Annotated in this window: 19 protein-coding genes; 8 read left to right on the plus strand and 11 right to left on the minus strand. The window is 73.8% G+C overall.

Features of this window, described 5'->3' with window-relative positions:
- Positions 1-20: 20 nt before the first annotated feature.
- Complete coding sequence (locus IA22_RS0102495) at positions 21-1,037, plus strand: ArsR/SmtB family transcription factor (RefSeq protein ID WP_014156384.1); 1,017 nt, start codon at positions 21-23, stop codon at positions 1,035-1,037.
- Between the two features lie 191 nt (positions 1,038-1,228).
- The gene (locus IA22_RS36735) at positions 1,229-1,525 is read left to right on the plus strand and encodes a hypothetical protein (protein WP_157840916.1); all 297 of its coding nucleotides are present in this window, start codon (positions 1,229-1,231) and stop codon (positions 1,523-1,525) included.
- Between the two features lie 73 nt (positions 1,526-1,598).
- On the opposite strand, the gene IA22_RS36740 is transcribed toward IA22_RS36735, so the two are convergent.
- Positions 1,599-1,775, minus strand: a complete 177-nt coding sequence (locus IA22_RS36740) for a hypothetical protein (protein ID WP_157840917.1) — start codon at positions 1,773-1,775, stop codon at positions 1,599-1,601.
- A 196-nt stretch (positions 1,776-1,971) separates the two neighbouring features.
- On the opposite strand from IA22_RS36740, the gene IA22_RS0102510 reads away from it, so the two are divergent.
- Positions 1,972-2,388 (plus strand): VOC family protein, encoded by a 417-nt coding sequence (locus IA22_RS0102510; protein WP_030122611.1) that lies wholly within the window; start codon positions 1,972-1,974, stop codon positions 2,386-2,388.
- Positions 2,389-2,444: 56 nt separating this feature from the next.
- Here the strand turns inward: IA22_RS0102510 and IA22_RS0102515 are convergent, their stop codons facing one another.
- The 4 genes from IA22_RS0102515 to IA22_RS0102530 all read right to left on the minus strand — a co-directional run bounded on the left by IA22_RS0102515 (position 2,445) and on the right by IA22_RS0102530 (position 7,928).
- Positions 2,445-3,611, minus strand: a complete 1,167-nt coding sequence (locus IA22_RS0102515; RefSeq protein WP_030122612.1) for an alkaline phosphatase PhoX — start codon at positions 3,609-3,611, stop codon at positions 2,445-2,447.
- Between the two features lie 116 nt (positions 3,612-3,727).
- A complete protein-coding gene (nirD, locus tag IA22_RS0102520; protein ID WP_014156387.1) occupies positions 3,728-4,087 on the minus strand; it encodes a nitrite reductase small subunit NirD in 360 nt (119 codons plus the stop codon).
- Positions 4,087-6,672, minus strand: coding sequence for a nitrite reductase large subunit NirB (gene nirB / locus IA22_RS0102525; protein WP_030122613.1), 2,586 nt, complete (start codon positions 6,670-6,672; stop codon positions 4,087-4,089). The genes nirD and nirB overlap by 1 nt, the downstream gene beginning before the upstream one ends.
- Positions 6,672-7,928, minus strand: coding sequence for an NAD(P)/FAD-dependent oxidoreductase (locus IA22_RS0102530; RefSeq protein WP_030122614.1), 1,257 nt, complete (start codon positions 7,926-7,928; stop codon positions 6,672-6,674). The genes nirB and IA22_RS0102530 overlap by 1 nt, the downstream gene beginning before the upstream one ends.
- A gap of 151 nt (positions 7,929-8,079) precedes the next feature.
- Between IA22_RS0102530 and IA22_RS0102535 the strand changes: the two genes are divergently transcribed.
- On the plus strand, positions 8,080-8,871 hold the full coding sequence (locus IA22_RS0102535; protein ID WP_014156390.1) for a sulfite exporter TauE/SafE family protein: 792 nt from the start codon (positions 8,080-8,082) through the stop codon (positions 8,869-8,871).
- 36 nt (positions 8,872-8,907) lie between these two features.
- On the opposite strand, the gene IA22_RS0102540 is transcribed toward IA22_RS0102535, so the two are convergent.
- The 4 genes from IA22_RS0102540 to IA22_RS0102555 all read right to left on the minus strand — a co-directional run bounded on the left by IA22_RS0102540 (position 8,908) and on the right by IA22_RS0102555 (position 11,935).
- A complete protein-coding gene (locus IA22_RS0102540) occupies positions 8,908-9,540 on the minus strand; it encodes a class F sortase (protein WP_014156391.1) in 633 nt (210 codons plus the stop codon).
- Positions 9,541-9,564: 24 nt separating this feature from the next.
- Positions 9,565-10,230, minus strand: a complete 666-nt coding sequence (locus IA22_RS0102545) for a hypothetical protein (protein ID WP_030122615.1) — start codon at positions 10,228-10,230, stop codon at positions 9,565-9,567.
- Positions 10,231-10,640: 410 nt separating this feature from the next.
- Positions 10,641-11,111, minus strand: coding sequence for a DUF5990 family protein (locus tag IA22_RS0102550; RefSeq protein WP_015577077.1), 471 nt, complete (start codon positions 11,109-11,111; stop codon positions 10,641-10,643).
- Positions 11,112-11,140: 29 nt separating this feature from the next.
- Positions 11,141-11,935 (minus strand): aminotransferase class IV family protein, encoded by a 795-nt coding sequence (locus IA22_RS0102555; protein ID WP_014156394.1) that lies wholly within the window; start codon positions 11,933-11,935, stop codon positions 11,141-11,143.
- Positions 11,936-12,004: 69 nt separating this feature from the next.
- Between IA22_RS0102555 and IA22_RS0102560 the strand changes: the two genes are divergently transcribed.
- The 3 genes from IA22_RS0102560 (at position 12,005) to IA22_RS0102570 (ending at position 13,457) form a co-directional block, all read left to right on the plus strand.
- Positions 12,005-12,583, plus strand: coding sequence for an NADPH-dependent FMN reductase (locus IA22_RS0102560; RefSeq protein ID WP_014156395.1), 579 nt, complete (start codon positions 12,005-12,007; stop codon positions 12,581-12,583).
- An 80-nt stretch (positions 12,584-12,663) separates the two neighbouring features.
- The gene (cutA, locus tag IA22_RS0102565) at positions 12,664-13,002 is read left to right on the plus strand and encodes a divalent-cation tolerance protein CutA (protein WP_030122616.1); all 339 of its coding nucleotides are present in this window, start codon (positions 12,664-12,666) and stop codon (positions 13,000-13,002) included.
- Entirely contained in the window at positions 12,999-13,457 is a 459-nt protein-coding gene (locus tag IA22_RS0102570) for a gamma-glutamylcyclotransferase family protein (protein WP_014156397.1), read from the plus strand. The genes cutA and IA22_RS0102570 overlap by 4 nt, the downstream gene beginning before the upstream one ends.
- On the opposite strand, the gene IA22_RS0102575 is transcribed toward IA22_RS0102570, so the two are convergent.
- Positions 13,420-15,495, minus strand: a complete 2,076-nt coding sequence (locus tag IA22_RS0102575; protein ID WP_015577075.1) for a molybdopterin oxidoreductase family protein — start codon at positions 15,493-15,495, stop codon at positions 13,420-13,422. The genes IA22_RS0102570 and IA22_RS0102575 overlap by 38 nt on opposite strands.
- A 67-nt stretch (positions 15,496-15,562) precedes the next feature.
- Complete coding sequence (locus IA22_RS0102580) at positions 15,563-16,324, minus strand: SanA/YdcF family protein (protein WP_030122617.1); 762 nt, start codon at positions 16,322-16,324, stop codon at positions 15,563-15,565.
- A gap of 186 nt (positions 16,325-16,510) precedes the next feature.
- Here IA22_RS0102580 and IA22_RS0102585 point away from each other — a divergent pair, with 186 nt between their 5' ends.
- The gene (locus IA22_RS0102585; RefSeq protein WP_014156400.1) at positions 16,511-17,416 is read left to right on the plus strand and encodes a sirohydrochlorin chelatase; all 906 of its coding nucleotides are present in this window, start codon (positions 16,511-16,513) and stop codon (positions 17,414-17,416) included.
- Positions 17,417-17,430 lie beyond the last annotated feature (14 nt).

Raw genomic sequence — 17,430 nt, forward strand, 5'->3', positions numbered from 1 at the left:
GTGCAACAGGTGGGGGTTCGGTGCTGCGTATCCATGTGTCCGGGGTGGACCTTTCGCGCGTGCGGATGGCCACGAGGCCGGACGCGATGTGGGAAACCATTCTCAGTTTCCACCGGCTGAGGGACCGGCGGGGTTCCACCGTGTTCGGGAAATGGCGGAAGGAATCCCGAACCAGGTTGAATGGTGAAGCACGCCTGCTGTCCACCGTCGTTCCACCCCGCGGCTATTTCCCCGACTTCCTGACACCTTCTCAGGGGAGTGCGGAGCCATTCGGACTGGACGCCGGAATGGAGGCGCTGCGCGACACCCCGGTGGACCGGATCCGTGCCGAGATCGGGCTGCTGACGGCACAGGCCTCCCTCACGCGCAGGCCGCCCTCCCGACCCCCGGCCGGGCCCGCGCTGCCGGAGGCGCTCGCCGAGGGGCGCACGGAGCCGCTGGGGCGTCTCATCTCCACTCTGCGCGCCTACCACCGTGCCGCGGTGGAGCCGTACTGGCCGCACATCCGGGCGAGCGTCGAGGCCGACCGCGCCGTCCGGGGCCGTGCCCTGCTGGACGGCGGCGCGGACGAACTCCTGGCCACCCTGCCGCCGATGATCCGCTGGCGTGCCCCCGTGCTGGAGGCGGACTACCCCGTCGACCGGGAGCTGAGACTGGACGGACGGGGGCTGCTCCTGCAGCCCTCGTTCTTCTGCCGGACCACTCCCGTCGTCTGTCGCGACCCCGCGCTCCCGCCCGTCCTCGTCTACCCGGTCACCCACCCGGGTGCCCCGGCCGTCCCGGAGCCCGGCCCCTGGCTGGGCCGGCTGGTGGGACACACCCGCTCGGCGGTCCTGCGGTCCATAGACAACGGCTGCACGACGAGCGAGCTGGCCCGCAGGACCGGGGTCTCCCTGGCCTCGGCGAGCCAGCACGCCTGTGTGCTGCGCGAGGCCGGGCTGGTCCGCACCCTGCGCCACGGCAGCTCGGTCCTGCACACCTTGACGCCCCTGGGCGCCGCCCTGATCAGGGGCGGAGCCCCGATCGCGGTGCCCTGAGGGTGCGTCCCGCCCGGTGGGGCGCACCCCGGCGTCACCTCGTGACCGGGGCGGGGAAACGCATCGTCGGAACGGGTCCGTCGGCATGCCCCCGGCAGCCCCGGAACGCCCAGGAAGAGCGTGAGACCGGAATCCGACCCGGTTCCCGCACCGTCTCCCTCACCAGCGCTCTCAGCTCGGCCTGGGAGCCGTTGTGCTCCCCGAGCCCGGAGCAGACCAGCGCCAGGAGTGCCCGGGCCAGGAGGTCCAACGGGTCGGCGTCGCCCTCCGCTTCCGGCAGCCGCTTCCGTGGCCTGCCGGACGAGGGCTTCGGCGCGCTGCGGGGCGTCGCAGACCTCCGCTGCCGCCGCGTCCGCCTCCAGCTCCTGGCGCCGTCGCACCGGCTGGACGATCCAGCGGAACAGCCGGACGTAGGCGCCCGTGAGCAGTCGGGGAAACCCCACGTACGCGGCGACCAGGCCGTTCGCCCCGCCCAGGGCCACGAGTGACGGGCGGTAAGCCGTGCAGAAGTCGGAGAACTCGAGCCCGCCGCCCGGGAGCCCGTCGCCCCGGGAATCCCGCTCAGCCACGGCGCTCGCCCCGCTCCGACGGAGCGCCGTGGCTGAGCGCACGGTCAGTTCCCGCCCCGTCGGGCCGGCGGTCGACGAGCAAGGAGTCGGGGCCGCAGCGGCCCATCAGGTCCACGAGCATCCTGCGGTGCGCCTCCTCGACCGTACGCACGGCGTTCCGCCGCACCATGTCGGCGGACCCCCGGCACCGCGACCACGCCCAGTTCCCCCCGGTAGCACCGGGTACGGGCGCGGAATGCCGGAATTCCGTCCGGCGGACGCTCGCCGGCGATGAGTTCCGGGGGCGCCGGCCGTCTACCCCTCGTAAGCGCTCGCACGGAGCGCGCGGGAGCACCGCAGAGTGCCGGACGGAAGAGTGGGACATCATGCCTCAGCCTCAGATGATCTTCGTGAACCTGCCCGTCAAGGACCTCGGGACGACGAAGAACTTCTTCGCGGAGCTCGGGTTCGGCTTCAACCCGCAGTTCAGCGACGAGACGACGGCCTGTCTCGTCATCAGCGACACCATCTTCGCCATGCTCATCACCGAGCCGCGCTTCAAGGACTTCACCAGGAAGGAGATCGCCGACGCCTCCAGGACGACCGAGGTCCTGATCGCCCTGAGCGCGGACAGCCGCGAGAAGGTCGACGAGCTGGCGGACGCGGCACTGGCCAACGGCGGGTCGCCCGCCAACGACCCCATGGACGAGGGCTTCATGTACGGCCGCTCCTTCCAGGACCCGGACGGTCACATCTGGGAGGTCGTCTGGATGGACCCCGCGGCGGTCGCGGGACAGGCCTGACGCACGGCGGGGCGGCGGTCGCGGAGCCGGCCCCGCGACCGCCGCCCCAGGGCGGATCAGGAGCGGAACGGCCCCGTGACCTCGTAGGTGATACCCCCGGACGAGCTTCCGGCGGTGCCGCGCTGCGAGGAGAAGTAGAGCCGGCGGCCGTCCGGGGAGAAGGCCGGGCCGGTGATCTCGGAGCCGGACTGGCCGCTGATCCGCAGGAACGGGGCGACGGTGTCGTCCGGGGTGATCAGGCAGATCTCCATGTTCCCGCCGTCCTCCGCGACGTACAGGTCGCCCGAGGCGGCACGGGTGACGTTGTCCACGCCGGTCAGCGGGGCGCTGCCGCCCGTGACGAGCGAGTCGTCGTAGACGAGCGAGAGCGACGAGGCGTTCGCGTCGTACGCCCACACCCTGTTGTCGCCCTTCGTGGTGAACCAGCAGGTGCCCGCCGCGTAGAAGCAGCCCTCACCGCCGTTGAACACCTTGGCGCCGGAGACCTGGTAGCGGGTCTGGGTGGGCGAACCGTCCGGGTCGGGGACGGTCGTCCAGGTCACCGGGCCCGAGGTGCCGGTTCCCGCGACCAGTACCTGGAGCGTGCCGGAGGACAGGTTGCCCCAGGTGGTGGGACGGAAGCGGTAGAAGCGCCCGTCCGTCTCGTCCTCGGTGAGGTAGACGTAGCCGTGGTCGGGGTCCGCGGCCGCCGCCTCGTGCTTGAACCGGCCCATCGCGGGGCGCTGGACGGCCGCGTTCACTCCCCACGGGTCCGTCTCGTACACGAAGCCGCGGGTCACCTCCTCGCAGGAGAGCCAGGTGTTCCACGGAGTCCTGCCGCCGGCGCAGTTGTTGTTCGTGCCGGACAGGATCCGGTAGGCCGAGGTGACGGTCCCCGAGGAGTTGAAGCGCACCGCGCTCGCCCCGCCGCCGCTGCCCGAGGACACCTCGGCGTTGGAGACGTAGATCCAGCCGCCGTCGTCGGTGAAGGTGGCCCCGCCGTCGGGCGCGCTGTGCCAGGTGTACGAGGTGCCGGGGACGGCCTGTCCCGAACGGGCGACGATCCTGCTGGTGAAGCCGCTCGGCAGCAGGATGCCGTTGCTGTTCGCCGCCTGCAGCGCGCCGTAGGGGCCGGTGGCCGGCTGGGCGGGGTCCGCGAAGGCGGCACCCCGCCACAGGGTGCCGCCGAAGGCCGCCGCCGAGGTGCCGATCACCGCTGTGCGCAAGAAGGTCCGACGTTCCACGATCACTCCACGGGTGACGTGCTGGCCCGCCGGTCCGGTCGGCCCGGCGGGTCGAACGTCAGGACAGTAGAGGCGCGTGGTTGCCGGAGCTCCAACGTGTCATGAACAGGGTGGGATCAGTCCGCGCGGACCGCGAAGACCGGCACGGAGACCTCGTCGTCGTCCAGGCAGGCCCCCGTCTCCAGGTCGAAGCGCTGCTTCAGCAGCGGCGACGCGACGAACGGCCGGCCCCCGGCCGATCCGACCAGGCCGCGGGAGAGGACGTACGCGCCGGTGAAGGGGTCACGGTTGTCGATCGCGTGCACCCGCCCCGACCGGTCCACGAACAGGGCGACCTGACGGCCGTCCGGGAGGAGCGCGGCCACACCGCGCCCCGGGGTCAGCAGCTCGCGGTCGCAGACCGTGAACCAGCCGTCCCCGTCGGCGAGCCGGATCGTCCGGGTGTCCTGCGCCGTTTCGAGCGTCTGCGTCGTCATCAGGAGGAAGTCCCTTCAAGCGTGCGGATGGCGAGCACCGGGCCCGCGAGGATGTCGAGGTCGGGCTTGACCTGGTCCCGCTCGGGGACGAACTTGACCGAGGGGTCGGGTGCGTCGGGGGCGTTCACGAAGGTCACGAAGCGCCTCAGCCGCTCCGGGTCGCCGATGGTCGCGGCCCACTCGTCGCGGTAGCCGCCGACGTGGTCGGCCATCAGCCGCTCCAGCTCGTCGCAGAGGCCCAGCGAGTCGTGCACGACGACGTCGCGGACGTGGTCCAGGCCGCCCTCGATCCGGTCCAGCCAGGTCGAGGTGCGCTCCAGACGGTCCGCCGTGCGGATGTAGAACATGAGGAAGCGGTCGATGAGACGGACCAGTTCGGCGTCGGACAGGTCCTGGGCGAGCAGGTCCGCGTGGCGCGGCGTCGCGCCGCCGTTGCCGCCCACGTAGAGGTTCCAGCCCTGCGCCGTGGCGATGATCCCGAAGTCCTTGCCGCGGGCCTCCGCGCACTCCCGGGCGCAGCCGGAGACCGCCGACTTCAGCTTGTGCGGGGAACGCAGCCCCCGGTAGCGCAGCTCCAGGTCGATCGCCATCTTCACGGAGTCCTGGACCCCGTAGCGGCACCAGGTCTGCCCCACGCAGGACTTGACCGTGCGCAGGGACTTCCCGTAGGCGTGCCCGGACTCGAAGCCCGCGTCCACCAGGCGCGTCCAGATCAGCGGCAGCTGGTCGACGCGGGCGCCGAAGAGGTCGATCCGCTGGCCGCCGGTGATCTTGGTGTAGAGGCCGAAGTCCCGGGCCACCTCGCCGATCACGATCAGCTTCTCCGGGGTGATCTCACCGCCGGGGATGCGCGGCACGACGGAGTACGAGCCGTTGCGCTGGAGGTTGGCCAGGAAGTGGTCGTTGGTGTCCTGCAGGGCGGCCTGCTCGCCGTCCAGGACGTACCCGCTCGCACCGACCGTCGGGGCCAGCGAGGCGATGATCGAGCCGACCGTGGGCTTGCAGACCTCGCAGCCGTCGCCTCCGCGGGCCTGCTCGCGGCCGTGCGAGTCGAGGAGTCCGGCGTACGTCGTGACACCGAGGGTGCGGACGATCTCGTACAGCTCACTGCGGGTGTACTCGAAGCAGCCGCACAGCCCCTGGTCCGCGGGCTGGGGCAGCAGCTGTCCGATGACCTTGACGCAACTTCCGCACCCTGTGCCGGCCTTGGTGCACTTCTTCACCTCGGGCAGTGTGGTGTGCTCGCAGATCGCGCCCTTGGTGACGTTGTGGCAGGAGCAGATCACGGCGTCGTCGGGCAGCGAGGACGGACCGAGGGTGACCGGGCCGCCCGCACCGGCCGGCAGCACCAGCTGCTCGGGTGCGACGGGCAGGACCGTGCCGGTCATCGGCCGCAGCGTGCCGTACTGGTCGGCGTCACCGACCAGCACACCGCCGAGCAGCGTGCCGTCCTGGCCGATCACCAGCTTCTTGTAGAGACCCGAGCGGGAGTCCGCGTACACGACGTCGAGACAGCCCTCGGCAGCGCCGTGCGCGTCGCCGAAGGAGGCGACGTCGACACCCAGCAGCTTCAGCTTCGTGGAGAGGTCGGCGCCCGTGAACGAGGCCGCGTTGCCCGCGATCACCTCGGCGACCGCCAGCGCCATCTCGTAGCCGGGCGCCACCAGTCCGTAGACCCGGCCGTCCGACGCGAGCGCGCACTCGCCGATCGCGAAGACGGCGCTGTCCGAGGTGCGGCACTCCTCGTCGACGACGATGCCGCCGCGCGGGCCGACCGCCAGACCGCAGTCGCGGGCCAGCTGGTCCCGGGGGCGCACACCGGCGGAGAAGACGACCAGGTCGGTCTCCAGCGAGGAACCGTCCGACAGACACATGCCGTCGACCCGGCCGTCCTCGCCCGCGGTGACCTCCTGGGTGCCGACACCGGTGTGGACGGTCAGGCCCATGTTCTCGATGGTGCGCAGCAGCGCCGCGCCGCCGCCCTCGTCCACCTGGACGGGCATCAGCCGGGGCGCGAACTCCACGACGTGCGTGTCGAGTCCGAGTCCCTTCAACGCGCCCGCGGCCTCCAGGCCGAGCAGCCCGCCGCCGACGACCGCGCCGGTCCGCGCGTTCCTCGCGTACTCCTCGATCGCGAGGAGGTCCTCGATGGTGCGGTAGACGAAGCAGCCCTCGGCGTCCTTGCCGGGGACCGGCGGCACGAAGGGGTACGAGCCGGTGGCCAGCACCAGCGTGTCGTAGGAGAACGTCTCCCCGGAGCGCGCGGTGACGGTGCGCGCCTCACGGTCGACGCTCTCCGCCGGGTCGCCGACGCGCAGCTCGATGCCGTGGCGCTCCATGAATCCGGGCTCGACGAGCGAGAGGTCCTCCGGCGTCCTCCCGGAGAAGTACGAGGTCAGCTGGACGCGGTCGTACGCGGGGCGGGGCTCCTCGCAGAGCACGACGACCCGGGCGGTACCCGCCGCGGGGGTCAGGCCGCGGTCGGCGAGCGCTTCCAGGAACCGCTGACCGACCATGCCGTGCCCGACGACCACGATCGTCGGCACGCCCGCGGTGAGGGCGGTCGGGGGAGTGGACACCGGCATCAGAAGCCTCCGTCGTTGGTGAGCAGGTGGAGCAGGGACATGTCGGCGGGGAGGGGCTCGTCGTCCTGCCAGGTCCGGGCGAGGGTGCCGACCGCGGCGAGGTCGCCGAACAGCACCCCGCCCGCCAGCCGGTCGCCCCGGACGACGACCGTGCGGTACGCGCCCCGGGTGGCGTCGGCCAGCCGGACCACGTCGTCGCCGGGCATCGGGCGGGAGTCGCCGAAGGCGGCCAGGTCGAGACCTCCCGACGTCCCGGAGGCGACGGCGGCTCCGGACGGCGCGGGCGCGACGGAGGGGGACCGCAGGGTGAGCCGTGTCAGGGCCCTGGTACCCCCGTAGCCGGCCGGACGCCCGGCCAGGACCTCGGCCAGGACGTCGGCCTGGTCGAGCGCGGCGCCCGCCAGCCCGTAGACCGTCCCGTCGTGCTCGGCGCAGTCGCCGACCGCGTGGATGTACGGGTCCGAGGTGCGCAGCTCGTCGTCCACGACGACGCCCTTGCGGACCTCGAGCCCTGCGGCCTTCGCCAGCCCCGTCCTGGGGCGGACGCCGCACGCCAGCACGGTGAGCTCGGCCTCCAGCTCGTAGCCGTCGGCGAGTTCCACGGCCCGCACCGCCGGGGTGTCCCCGTCGGTGCAGCGCAGTCCGCGGACCCGGCACTCGGTGTGCACCTCGACCCCGAGGGCCTCCAGGTGGCGGCGCAGCATCCCGGCGGCCTCGGCGTCCAGTTGCCGCTCCATGAGGTGCTCGCCCTGCTGGGCCAGCACCACCTGGGCGCCGCACTCCGCCAGGGCGCGGGCCGCCGACACCCCGAGGAGCCCGCCGCCGATGACGACGGCGCGCACACCGGGGCGCACCGCGGCGCGCAGGGCCAGGCAGTCGTCGAGGGTGCGGAACGGATGCACCCCGTCCGGCAGCGTGCGGCCGAGGCCCCGCAGCGGCGGCAGCACCGGGTTGGAGCCGGTGGCCAGCACCAGGCGCCCGTAGCCGATGACGCCGCCGTCGTCGCAGAGCACCCGGCGCTCCGCCCGGTCGATCCGCACGACACGCACCCCGCGCCGCACCTCGGCGGGCGGCAGGGCGATGACGTCCGGCTCGTACCGGCCCGCGAGCACCTCGGCGAGCAGCACCCTGTTGTACGGTGCGTGCGGCTCCTCGCCGACGACGGTGACACCGGGCACCCGGGCGGCGAGCCGCGCGCCCGCCATCCCGGCGCCGATCACCACCACCCGCGCCGTGTTCTCCGACTGTGTCCTCATGCCGTCGAGAGTGCGCGGCGGGTGTTACCCGACCGCATCCCTCCTGTTTCCCGGGAGGAACCTTGCGCTCAGCGCGTCCCGGCGCCGTCTGTGAGGGCGCCGGTACACCGCCGTTTGGACGGTGTACCCACCATCTGCTTTAGTCGCGAGCATGCCTGAGATCACCCTCACCACCCTGGTCGTCCTCTGTCTGGCCGCGGCGGCGGCCGGCTGGATCGACGCGGTGGTGGGCGGCGGCGGGCTCCTCCTCCTGCCCGCCCTGCTGCTGGGGCTTCCGCACGTACCGGCCGCGCACGTCCTCGGCACCAACAAGGCGGTCGCCATCGTCGGCACGTCCGGCGCTGCCGTCACCTACCTGCGCAAGGCGCCGGTGCGGGTGGGGACCGCCGTACGCATCGGACTCATGGCGCTCGCGGGATCGATGACCGGCGCGTTCTTCGCGGCCGGCATCAGCAGCGACGTGCTGCGCCCGGTGATCATGGTGGTGCTGCTCGCGGTCGCCGCCTTCGTGATGCTGCGGCCGTCCTTCGGCACGGCGGCGGCCGGTGACGGCGCCGGCGAGAAGGTCACCAGGGCCCGCACGGTCACCGCGATCGTGCTGGTCGGCGGTGGTATCGGCTTCTACGACGGGCTGTTCGGACCCGGTACGGGTACCTTCCTGGTGCTGGCGCTGACCGCCGTGCTCCACCTCGACCTGGTCACCGCGTCCGCCAACGCCAAGATCGTGAACGTCTGCACCAACGCCGGCGCGCTGGCGATGTTCGCCTACCAGGGGACCGTCCTGTGGCAGCTGGCCGCGCTGATGGCGGTATTCAATCTCGCGGGCGCGATGCTCGGGGCGCGGATGGCTCTCCGGAAGGGCAGCGACTTCGTCCGCGGGGTGCTGCTGGTCGTGGTGTTCTCGCTGGTCGCCAAGCTCGGCTTCGACCAGTGGAACGCCTGACCGGCGCCTGCCCGGTCCGTCCGGTGGCCGGGCCGGTCAGCGCACCCCGGTGAGGTGGGCGTACACCACCACGTTGCCCTGGTAGCCGGTCTCCCGTGTGTACCCGCCGCCGCAGGTGATCAGCCGCAGCGAGGCGTCCGGGGTGGCGCCGTAGACCCGCTCGTCCGGGAACGTGTCGTTCTCGTACACCTCGACCGCGTCGACCGCGAACACGGCGGTGCGGCCGTCCCGGCGGTCGACCTCGACCTCGGCCCCCTTCTTGAGGGACCCGAGGGAGTAGAACACCGACGGCCCTTCGGCGTCGTCGACATGGCCCGCGACTACAGCCGTGCCCCTGGTGCCGGGCGGGGTGCCGCCCTCGTACCAGCCGGTGAGGTTGCGGTCCCCCTCGGGCGGTGCGTCGAGGCTGCCGTCCGGGCCCAGCCCGAGGCCGGTCATGGGCGCGTCCACACCGATGGCCGCGATACGGATCCTGACCGGGACGGAGGGGCGCAGCGGATCGGCGGCCCGGGTGGCCGGCCGCGGTCCGGCACCGGCGGTGAAGGCCTCGGCGGCGGACGGCTGGGGGGCTTCGGTCCGGACCGCCGCCCCGTTGTGCACCAGCCAGGTCCCGCACAACGCGGCGATCCCCACCAGCCAGGCCCTGGCCCTGAGTGTCGCCCTGTCCACGTCCCGCCCTCCGCCCGGCCGCTCTCAGCGGCGCGTGCCGTACGCGCGGCGGCTGCGGCGCAGCAGCAGGACACCGGCCACGGCCGCCGCCGCGACCAGGCCCGCGCCCGTGGCGAGCTGGGCGGTGTCGGGGGCCGCACTGCCGCCGACGCCCGTCCCCACGTGCCCGGAGGGCCGGCTGGGGCCGGCTGTGGGCGTGGGCCTGTGCCCCGGGGGCACGGGCGGCTCGGCGGATCCGGGGGCGGTCTCCGAGGGAGGTGCGGGCCGGGTTCCCGTCCCGGTTCCGGGCCGCTGGACCGCTCCGGCCTCGTCCCCGGTCCCCGTGCCGCCCTCCTCGGTCCGCGGCCAGGAGAGCTCCGACTCCGCCGCCGGATCGTCCGGTGCCCCCGGCTCGCCTGCCGGGTCCGGCCCGTCGAGGGCGTCCGGATCCTCGGCCCCGAGACCCGCCGGCGGGTCCACGCCGTCCTCGGTCCCTCCCGGGTCGTCGGCCGCCACCCCGCCGCTGTCGCAGGTGACCGCCGGGGCGGTGTCCGCGGAGCCGCAGTCCGCCGGGTCGGGCGCCGCCGTCGCCACCGTGGGCTCCGGCCCGCCGAGCCCGTCCGCGTGGGCCGACGGGATGGCGAGGCCGAGCGCTGCGGCGGTGAGGGCCGCGGCGGCGGTACCGGTCACGAGGCGGGCGGGGCTGCGCATGGGAATCCTCCGGGCAGACGGATGTGTCCTGCCTTCGAGGTAACGGGCCGGACCGGCCGCCCGCATGCTGACGCGCCGTCAGCTTTCACCCGTACGGACCTGACGGGGTGCGTCCGTCCGCCCGGCCCGCGCAGGTCGCGACGGTGGCCGGGACCGCGATGCCCGGCCGGTGCCGATCGGGTGACCTCGCGCCTTTCAGGCCAAGTGACGCAGGTCACAGGAATGCCCCTCGGGGTGGTCGGGCAAACGGTCTCTACCCCCCCCACGGGACGGCAGCCCCCCGGCCGCTCCCATGGCAACTGCCCTCACCGGCCCACCCCCCCGGGACCGGTGAGGGCGGTGTCATGTCTGCCGTCTCCCGGACTTCCGCCGCCCGCCCCCTCGGGCCCCACCGCCCCGGCTCCCGCCCCTCAGGCCCCCGGCGCGCTCCTGATCGCCGACCAGCTGATGTCCGGCGGGCGCACCCGGGCACACTTCGGCCTGCCCAGGTCGTCGCTCAGGCGCAGCCGCGCCGTGAGGTGCCCCGTCCGTGCCGCGGCCCGGAGGACCTCCGGGTCGATGTCGCTCATCATCAGCTTGGCCCGCCGGAACATGGTGAAGACGCCGGAGTCGTCGACGGTGCCCCAGGACAGATGGACGAAGCGCCCCCCGAGCCGGTTCTGGATGTACGGCCCCGACACCTCGACGCCCTCCGTGGTGGACACGGCGGTGCAGTCCAGGGTCCAGGAGGCGCGGGCCGCGTCGCCGGGATGCAGGCCGAGGAGTTCCCCGGGACGGTCCTTGCGCTGCACGCCGACGTGGACGTTGTCGAAACCGGCGAAGTCGGTGTCGGGCCCGCAGGTGCGGCCGGGGAGGTCCGATGCCTCGATGTGGATCTGCATGCGCCCCATCGTCGCGTACGCCGGCGACGTCAGACGGGCTCGCCGGGAGTCTCCTCGTACACCCGGGCGAGCAGCTCCATCAGGTCCGTGTCGACCGCGAAGGCGGTGTCGTCGATCCGGTGGACCGGCGCGATGCCCTGCGAGTTGGTGACGAACGCCGCCCGGTAGGCGCCCGCCCCCTCCAGGGTCACCCCGCGCCGCACCGAGGGCCGGCCCGTCCGCGCCAGCCCCCGCTCCAGCAGCGACATGGTGATCCCGGCCAGTGCCGGGGCGTCCGGCCAGACCACCGAGGTGCCGTCCCAGAAGCCGATGTTGGTGATCGCGCCCTCGGTCACCATGCCCCCGGGCGAGGTGAGGAGCGCCTCGTCGAAGCCCGCCCGCCCGGCCTGCCGACCGTAGTAGATCTGGCCGAATTCTCCAGGACGTTTGATGTGCGGTACGGAGCGCGAGAACGGGACCGACATCAGGCTCCGCGGCGCCCCGTCCATGCGCGCCGGCTCCCGCACCGTCACCATGGTCACCGTCGCCGTGCCGGTCGGCGGCAGGTAGCCGTGCACCCGCACCGACGCGTCGCGGGCCCCGGTGCTGTCCAGCGCGTGCCCGATCAGCCCCCGCACGCGCTCCCCGTCCAGCGGGGCTCCGAACAGCTCCCGGCTCGCGGAGTCCAGGCGGTCCAGATGGAGGGCGAGCCCGCGCACCGCGCGGTCCCTGACCTGCATCGCGGTGAAGTGGCCGTACCCGGCGAAGGCCGGGATCCGCAGATCCTCCTCGGTGGCGGGGTGCCCGTCGAACTCGACGTGGAGGTCCGGTACGGAGGTCGTCATGGTCTCCAGCGTAGGCTTCGCGCCACCGCCCTTGACCTCAAGCCCGGTCGAGGTGTGAGTCTTCGGTGCATGGACACCGAAACCTCTGCCCCCACCCCGTCCGACGCCCCGCTGAAGGTGGCCGTCATCCTCGGCAGCAACCGCGAAGGCCGCTTCGGGCCCGTCGTCGCCGCGTGGTTCCTCAGGCGGGCGGCCGGACACCCGGACATCGAGACCGAACTGATCGACGTCGCCGACACCGAGCCGCCCGGCACCGGGGCCGCCGAGGCGACCGCGCGGCTGGCACGCGCCGACGCCTTCGTCGTGCTGACCCCCGAGTACAACCACTCCTACCCGGCCCCGCTGAAGCACCTCATCGACCGGCACTTCGCCGAATGGCAGGCCCGGCCCGTCGCGTTCGTGTCGTACGGCGGGGTCTCCGGCGGCCTGCGGGCCGTCGAGCACCTGCGCCAGGTCTTCGCCGAACTGCACGCCGTCTCCGTGCGCGACACCGTCTCCTTCCACAACGCGGGCGCCCTCTTCGACGACCTGGGCGAGCTCACGGACCCGGCCCAGGCGGACGGCGCCGCCAAGCGGATGCTCGACCAGCTGGTCTGGTGGGGCCGTGCCCTCAGGGAGGCCAGGGCCCGTCACCCGTACGGCGCCTGACGCTCCGTGGGCCCACAATCGAGGGGCCACGGACGCCGATACGCAGAGACGCCGATACGCCGACAGCAGGGAGAGCCGGGATGACCGAGCCCGCATGGCTGACCGTACTGACCACCACGGACAGCGAGGAGAAGGCCCGCGTCCTGGCCCGGGACGCGGTGGAGGCGCGGCTCGCCGCCTGCGCCCAGATCTCGGCCCCCGTCACCTCCGTCTACCGCTGGCAGGACGCGGTCGAGACGGCCGAGGAGTGGCAGGTGCTGTTCAAGACGACGTCCGCGCGCTACGACGGGCTGGAGGCCCACCTCGTCGCGGCGCACGACTACGCGACGCCGGAGATCATCGCGACGCCCGTCGTACGCGGCAGCGAGCGCTACCTCGCCTGGGTGACCGCCGAAACGGCGCCCACGGCGACGCTGTGACGGACGCCCCGCTGCCCTTCTTCGTGTACGGCACGCTGCTGCCGGGCGAGCCCAACCACGACCGGTTCCTCCGCGGCCGCACCCGCGAGGAACGTCCCGCGGTCCTGCCGGGGGCCCTCCTCTACGAGGGCCCCGGCTACCCGTACGCGATCGAGGGCCACGGCACCGTCCGCGGCGCCCTGGTCACCGCGGCGCCCGGGGCGTACGAGGAACTGCTCGGGCTGCTCGACGGCCTCGAGCAGTACCTGGGACCGGAGCACCCGCGCAACCTGTACGAGAGGGTGGCCCGCCGGGCCGTACCCGTGCTGCCGCCCGACGCCCCCGGTGAACCCGTCCGGGCCTGGGTCTACCTCGCCGCGGCTGCCGTCACCCGTTCGCTGCGCACCGGCGGCACACCCGTGCCGGGCGGCGACTGGCTCAGCCGGCGGCCTCCACGCGCACCGCGCACACCTTGAACTCCGGCATCCGGGAGACCGGGTCGAGCGCCGGGTTGGTCAGGGAGTTGGCCCGGCCCGCGCCCGGCCAGTGGAACGGCATGAACACGGTGTCCTGACGGATCCCCACGGTGATCCGCGCCGGTGCCACCGCCCGCCCCCGCCGGGAGGTGACGGCGACATCCTCGCCCTCGGCCACCCCGATCCGCTCCGCGAGCCGGGGATGCAGCTCCACGAACGGCCCCGGCGCGGCGGCGTTCAGCTCGGCCACCCGGCGGGTCTGCGCCCCCGACTGGTACTGGGACACGACCCGGCCGGTCGTCAGTACCACCGGGTACTCCGCGTCCGTCTCCTCGGCGGCGGCCCGGTGCGTCACCGGGACGAACCGCGCCCGCCCGTCGTCCGTCGCGAACCGCTCCAGGAACAGCCGCGGAGTCCCCGCGTGGTCCTCGTCCGGGCAGGGCCAGAACACCCCGTCCTCGGCCGCGATCCGGGCGTAGGTGATCCCCGCGTAGTCGGCGGGGCCGCCCGCCGACGCCCGGCGCAGCTCGTCGAAGACCTCCTCCGGATCGGCCGGGAAGCCCTTCCCGTGCCCCAGCAGCCCGGCCAGCGCGTGCAGCACCTCCAGGTCGCTGCGCACCCCGGGCGGGGGAGTGACCGCCCGCTGCCGCAGCAGCACCCGGCCCTCCAGGCTGGTCGTCGTCCCGCTCTCCTCCGCCCACTGCGTCACCGGCAGCACCACGTCGGCCAGCTCCGCCGTCTCCGACAGCACGACGTCCGCGACCGCCAGGAAGTCCAGCGACCTCAGCCGCTCCTCGACGTGCCCCGCGTGGGGCGCCGACACGACCGGGTTGGACCCCATGACCAGCAGCGACCGCACATCCCGCCCCAGTGCGTCCAGCAGCTCGTACGCGCTTCGGCCCGGCCCCGGCAGGGAGTCGGGGTCGACCCCCCACACCCCGGCCACATGGCGGCGGGCCGCAGGATCCGTGAGCTTGCGGTACCCGGGCAGCTGGTCCGCCTTCTGGCCGTGCTCCCGCCCGCCCTGGCCGTTGCCCTGCCCGGTCAGGCAGCCGTAGCCGGACAGCGGGCGGCCCGCCCGGCCGGTGGCCAGACAGAAGTTGATCCACGCGCCGACCGTGTCCGTGCCCTTGGCCTGCTGCTCGGGGCCCCGCGCGGTGAGCACCATCCCGTCCTCCGCCCCGCAGAACATCTCCACGGCCTCGCGCAGCCGCGGCACGGACACCCCGGTGAGGCGCTCCACCAGTTCCGGCCAGTGCGCCATCGCACCCGCCCGGGCCTCGTCCCAGCCGTTCGTCCGGGTGCGGACGAACTCCTCGTCCACCCGGCCCTCCGCCACCACCAGGTGCAGCATCCCGAGCGCGAGCGCCAGATCGGTGCCGGGACGCGGCGCCAGATGCAGGTCAGCCTGCTCGGCGGTCCTGGTCCGGCGCGGATCGACGACGATCAGCCGGCCGCCGTTCTCCCGCAGCTCGGTCAGATAGCGCAGCGCGGGCGGCATCGTCTCCGCGAGGTTCGAACCGACCAGGATCACGCATCCGGTGCGGGGGATGTCCTCCAGCGGGAACGGCAGCCCCCGGTCGAGGCCGAACGCGCGCTGGTGCGCGGCGGCCGCCGACGACATGCAGAAGCGGCCGTTGTAGTCGATCTGCGAGGTCCCGAGCACCACCCGGGCGAACTTCCCGAGCGCGTACGCCTTCTCGTTGGTGAGCCCGCCCCCGCCGAAGACCCCCACGGCGTCCGCGCCGTGCTCAGCCCGTGTCCCGCGCAGCCCGTCCGCGACCCTGCCCAGCGCCTCGTCCCAGCTCGCCGGGGCCAGCTCACCGCCCGCGTCCCGGACGAGGGGCCCCGTGAGCCGCACCCCGGAGGCGAGCACGGCGGGCGCGGTGCGCCCCTTGCCGCACAGGGCACCCCGGTTGACGGGGAACCCGGTACGCTCCACGACCTCGACCACCCCGCCGTCGGTGACCGGTCGCAGCTTCATCCCGCACTGGAGCGCGCAGTACGGGCAGTGGGTGGACGTCTCGGTGCGGGCCATGCGCCCAGCGTGCGAGGCCGGTATTACAGCTGCCGGTGCGCCCGGTTACGCCCCCGGTACGCGCACCTCAGCCCGCCCCGCCCGCCGCGGTGAGGTCCTCCGCGAGCGCCTCCGCCACCCCGGGCTCGCGCGGGCCCAGGAAGTGCGGATCCGGCTCGAACACCACGTCCAGGAGCGCCTTGCCGGCGGCGAACACCTCCCGCGTCCCGCCGTAGTACCAGGTCACGTCGTGCACGTCGTCGACCCCGACCCCGTACGCGTCGATCCCCGCCGAGCGGCAGAGCGCGATCGCCCGCCGGATGTGGAAGCCCTGGCTCACCAGCACGGCACGGTCGACCCCGAACACCTTCCTCGCCCGGACGCAGGAGTCCCAGGTGTCGAAGCCCGCGTGGTCGCTGACGATCCGCCCGTCCGGCACCCCCTGTGCCGTGAGGTACGTGCGCATGGCATTCGGTTCGTCGTACTCCACGCGGCTGTTGTCCCCGGTGACCAGCACGACCCTGACCTTCCCGGTCCGGTACAGCTCGGCGGCGGCGTCCAGCCGGCGCGCGAGATACGGCGACGGCCGTCCCTCCCACAGCCCGGCCCCGAACACCACGGCGACCTCCTGCGCCGGGGCCCCGGCCGTCGTCCTCACCCGGGCGTCGGCCGTGGTGTGCAGCCACGTCGCGGGCGCCAGCGCCACCGCGCAGGCCACCATCAGCGCCTGCACCAGCCGCCGCTGCCCCCGCCTGGTCCGCGGCGGCCGCAGCCGAAGCCGGGCGACCGTGAGCCGTCCCGGAACCGCGGCCCCCGCACGGCCCCGCTCCCACGGTGTCCTCAGCCGCATGCCCTGCCCCCGCCCTCGTACCGGATTCCTCGTGGAAGGGGACGAACGACGAGGGCGAATGGTTCACGCCGCCGGCGGGGAGGAGCATGGCGACCGACACCGCGAGCGCTCTCCCCGTGAGACGGAGGTAAACACCCGTGACCGAGGCGAAACGGCCCCGCAACGTCCGCCCCGCACCATCGGTCCATGACGGAGCCGGCACCGGAACACCCCCGTGACGCCCTGCCCCTCGACAGCACGGCGCAACTCCTGACCCGTATCACCGCCCAGCTCGGAACCCAGCTCAGCCTCGTCTCCCCGAACGGAACCCGCAGGCCCATGCACCGCATCCGCAGATCCGCCCCCACCCTGGTCGCCGTCGCGCACGGCAGCCGGGACCCGCAGGCCCTGTGCACCGTCCTGGAGCTCCTGGACCGGGTGCGGGAGCTGCGGCCCGGCCTCGACGTCCGGCTCGGCCACATCGAACTGAACGAGCCCCTGCTGCCGGACACACTCGACCGCGTCGGACGGGGCGACGCCGTGCTCGTACCGCTGCTGCTCGGCCGCGGCCACCACGTCCGGCACGACCTGCCCCTCGCCGCGGCGGCCGCGTGCCACCTCCGCGCCCGTGTCGCGGCCCCGCTCGGACCGCACCCGCTGCTCGTCGAGGCCCTGTACGGGCGTCTCGTCGAGGCCGGCTGGCGGGACGAGGACGGCACGAGCCGCAGCGCCGCCGTCGTCCTCGCCGCCGCGGGGTCACGCGACCCGGACTCGGACGTCGACGCGCGCCGCAGCGCCGCCATGCTCAGCGACCGCCTCGGCGGCGTCCCCGTCGTCCCCGCCTACGCCTCCGCCGCCACGCCCGACGTGCCGACCGCCCTGCGCGCACTCGCCGCCCGCGGCCGCCACCGGGTTGCCCTCGCCTCGTACTTCACGGCCCCCGGCCGCTTCGCGACGGTCTCGGCAGCGGCCGCGCCGGGCGTCGCCGCCGCGCCGCTCGGCGCGCACCCGGCGATGGCACGCCTCCTGCTGCACCGCTACGACCAGGCCCTGACCGGCGCCGCGCCCGCCCACGGAGCCCTGACGCGTCCGCCCCTACGGGCCGGCGCCTGACCCGCCCCGTCAGT

It is taken from the genome of Kitasatospora papulosa (assembly GCF_000717245.1).
In the GTDB taxonomy this organism is placed as follows: Bacteria; Actinomycetota; Actinomycetes; order Streptomycetales; family Streptomycetaceae; genus Streptomyces; species Streptomyces papulosus.